Here is a 977-nt window from a genome sequence, read left to right as displayed (position 1 = left end):
AACTTGCCTTCTCGGGCAAAAATGTTTCTCCTTTTTGGACGATGCCGATCAGGATTCGGGCCACTTTTCCCATAAGTTTAAATACGGACCTCTGCTTCTTCATATGCTTTACTTTAGTGTTATACTCATGTAACTCCCTAAATACGGGATTGACACCTATGAGCTGTATGGTAGCGAGAAACAAATATTTACGTAAGGTGGAATCCCCTCTTTTGGAAATGACAATCTGCCCTTTCCGTTTTCCCGACATACTTTCAGCCAGATTGAGACCGGCTTTTCTCAGTAGCTGACGTCCATGTGCATACTGCCTAAGATCACCTGCACCAGCCAAAATCGCTGCAACAAAGATGGGACCAAGGCCCTTAATGGATCTTAGCTGGTTCGCCATAGGAATCTCGCTAAGCAGTGTTAGGATTTGTTTCTGGATGCGCTCTAACCACTCCAAAATACGTTCATATTCTGCGATTAAACACACTAAATCTTGCTTTGCCTCTTCCAAAGCTGTAACGTCTCCCACGCTCTTTTTAGCTACTGCGATTAGCTCAGCAGCTATTTGAGTGCCTGTGGCGCCGCCTGCTCTTTTCATATGATTTCTCCAAGCCGTAATAATCTCCGTGACGGACTGAGTTTCAAGATCTTTTGGGGAGGGCAATTCTTTCAATGTGGCCATTGAACGTTTGCAAGTCCAATCCTTAAACACCAATGTATACTCAGGAAAACGAATATCCAACCAGCGGATAACCCGATTCTGTAACCGAACACTATGAGCAACCCAGAACTCCCGATCACTCATCATGGTGCGCAGCCTTTGGAATACGTCAGCTTGTCTTGTATAGTCATAGTAATAACCTCGGCTTACAACATCTGCGATAACTAGGGCATCCTTCGGGTCGCTCTTAGACGGAGAATTATCTCGGTTCTCTTTGTTTCTTTTTGTCGTAGCAGGATTCACCTGGACGACATTATATCCTTTGTTT

At 44.6% G+C, this 977-nt stretch carries 1 protein-coding gene and 1 pseudogene; both read right to left on the bottom strand.

All coding sequences use genetic code 11. From position 1 onward, the window contains the following. Positions 1–586, bottom strand: a 586-nt coding sequence (locus tag ACFQZT_RS32210; protein ID WP_379307051.1) for a transposase, incomplete at its 3' end; no start/stop codon positions are given. 138 nt (positions 587–724) lie between these two features. Continuing rightward, a pseudogene (locus ACFQZT_RS32205) lies at positions 725–977 on the bottom strand (IS110 family transposase); the annotation flags it as partial.

The organism is Paenibacillus sp. GCM10027628 (genome assembly GCF_042676385.1).
Classification (GTDB): domain Bacteria; phylum Bacillota; class Bacilli; order Paenibacillales; family NBRC-103111; genus Paenibacillus_E.
Note: the sequence above shows the minus strand (reverse complement) of the source record. Positions and strands in the feature narration are given on the sequence as shown.